The organism is Algoriphagus persicinus (assembly GCF_035156415.1).
GTDB lineage: Bacteria > Bacteroidota > Bacteroidia > Cytophagales > Cyclobacteriaceae > Algoriphagus > Algoriphagus persicinus.
On sequence record NZ_JAYEEY010000067.1, the window covers coordinates 1 to 2008 of the forward strand.

The window sequence follows — 2008 nt, forward strand, 5'->3', positions numbered from 1 at the left end:
TCCAGAGCCATAAGCAAAAAGACCTATACCAACTTCTGCCCTCAAACTGGCAGCAGCACAGGATTAACTGAATTCCTTACAATTCCTAGCCCAAACTATATGGGATGCTCGGAGGGATACAGACCAATTACCGTTAGCATTGCCAACGAAATCATTTTGATTGATGTTGTCATTTTTATTTGAATTTAAGAATTGATTAATTTGTGAGAATTGATTTTGAAATTAGAATCTATGGTAAGCGATGAAAATTGCCAATACAAAAAAGATAATTGTAGCTGGCAAATCTTTATATTCCTTTTTGGCTAAATGATAACGCATTGCTAAAAGCATAAATATTGCAATAAAGCAAGCTGCAATAGGAGTGAGCATTGGCAGTATGTTTAAATACATTGGCAGTATCAAACCAATTGCTCCTAAAATTTTTGAGGTGCAAATAAAATACCTCATACTGTCTGAATATTCCTTTACCCAAGATAACTTAGGTATCAGTTTTTCTTTCGGTATCAGCATAATTATTAAACCTGATACAGTTAAAGCAGTGGCAACAATGCCTTGAATAATCCAAATTGTTGTATTCATTTTTTTGTATTTAATTGTTAATATGTTTTGAAATTGTTTCTAATGTTGCATTGTTATTGAATGTCAAAGTGCTTGTGTAATTCAACTGATTATCTCTTGCATAACTTTCTAACCATTTTTGCCGTTGCCATTTTCTACTGCCTCTTGTTGTAGCTATTTTCCAAATAGGGAAGGTGAAATTGTTAAACGAAAAGGGATACCTCCATACTTCTAAAAAAGATGATAAGATTGATTTCCTGCCTGATGGCGTGAGGATGATTATTTTACCATTGGGTTTCAAAACTCTCATTGCTTCATTCATTAAATTCGTTTTGATGTTGTCATCAACCAAAAACAGAACCGAACAAAAAGTAACCATATCAAATTGATTGTCTGGAAAATCTAATGCAGCATTTATCTTTTGATTTTGATACGTTACATTTTTGTGTGTAAACCTTCTTCTTGCTTCATCAATCATAACTGAATCAATGTCTATACCTACTATTTGTAAGCTTGAATCTTTCTTAATCAACATTTGTGGAAGCGTTCCTGGGCCAGTACCAATGTCTAAAATTTCGGTCTGTTCAGCGTTGCTTGTTATTATATCAATAACCGGATTTAGAAATTCCGGATACCAACCGCTTTGGGTCGCTTTTGAAAAAATGGACATGTTTTGTGCCGTTACTGTGATTATTGTCATAGTAAGTGTCGTTGCTGTAGTGTATATATACTTCATATGACGTATATTTAGTTAAGTACAAAAAAAATTACTCTGCATTCAGAATGTCTTTTAAAGTTGTTTTAGTCAAAGCAGTTTTCATAGTATCTTCAACGCTATTTAGTGCTTCAATCACAGCCTTTTTTATACTCTCAGGTCTTTTACTTTTCGCTTTTAATTCAAAACTTGTTTGAAAAAGTGTTTTTTTATTTTCAATTGCGAGTAAAATATCAAGCAGCGTAATTTGCTCTGCATTCTTTGCAAATCTCACCCCACCATTTATTCCTTCTTTTGATTCCAAAATGCCTGCTCGTATTAAATTATTGAATATGATGGATAAAGTTGGTTTGGGAATGTTCAATAATTCTGACATCACTTTCGTAGAGATGTATTCGGTTTCACCTCTTCTGATTTTATCGGAAATAAATGCCAATACCAAAATTGATTTTGAAAAGGAAAGTGAATAAGCCATAACTACATATACAATATATTTAGATTACAAAGATAGGCGAAATTTTCAAACACACAACTTTTTTTGAAAAAAATAATTATTTGTCCTCTTTGTTGTCGGAATGCTGAATGTTTGCAGGGTGTCAGCTAGGGTTGCAGCTAACGTCAGACTGTCTAAAAACTCATTCAAAATTTCACTAAAAATACCCACTATCCCGATGGGACTTATGGGGTGATTTTTGTATCTTTTTATATGAAATTTATCCAAGGAACTGACCGCAC

General features: G+C 33.1%; 5 protein-coding genes. 1 reads left to right on the forward strand and 4 read right to left on the reverse strand.

Translation table 11 applies throughout. The features are described from left to right. On the forward strand, positions 1-183 hold a 183-nt coding region (locus U3A58_RS21620), incomplete at its 5' end, for a hypothetical protein (RefSeq protein WP_323826473.1). 39 nt (positions 184-222) lie between these two features. Here the strand turns inward: U3A58_RS21620 and U3A58_RS21625 are convergent. The 4 genes from U3A58_RS21625 to U3A58_RS21640 form a co-directional block, all read right to left on the reverse strand. Next, positions 223-579: a DoxX family protein gene (locus U3A58_RS21625; protein ID WP_323826474.1), complete on the reverse strand. Its 357-nt coding sequence runs from the start codon at positions 577-579 to the stop codon at positions 223-225. Positions 580-589: 10 nt separating this feature from the next. Continuing rightward, the gene (locus tag U3A58_RS21630) at positions 590-1294 is read right to left on the reverse strand and encodes a class I SAM-dependent methyltransferase (protein WP_323826475.1); all 705 of its coding nucleotides are present in this window, start codon (positions 1292-1294) and stop codon (positions 590-592) included. A 31-nt stretch (positions 1295-1325) separates the two neighbouring features. Next, positions 1326-1748: an RrF2 family transcriptional regulator gene (locus tag U3A58_RS21635; RefSeq protein ID WP_323826476.1), complete on the reverse strand. Its 423-nt coding sequence runs from the start codon at positions 1746-1748 to the stop codon at positions 1326-1328. 45 nt (positions 1749-1793) lie between these two features. Further along, a partial coding sequence (locus tag U3A58_RS21640) for a hypothetical protein (RefSeq protein WP_323826477.1) occupies positions 1794-2008 on the reverse strand: 215 nt, incomplete at its 5' end.

Excerpts from the sequence above, each read along its gene's own strand:
- U3A58_RS21625 (WP_323826474.1), bottom strand. The coding sequence starts at position 579 with ATGAATACAACAATTTGGATTATTCAAGGCATTGTTGCCACTGCTTTA.
- U3A58_RS21630 (WP_323826475.1), bottom strand. The coding sequence starts at position 1,294 with ATGAAGTATATATACACTACAGCAACGACACTTACTATGACAATAATC.
- U3A58_RS21635 (WP_323826476.1), bottom strand. The coding sequence starts at position 1,748 with ATGGCTTATTCACTTTCCTTTTCAAAATCAATTTTGGTATTGGCATTT.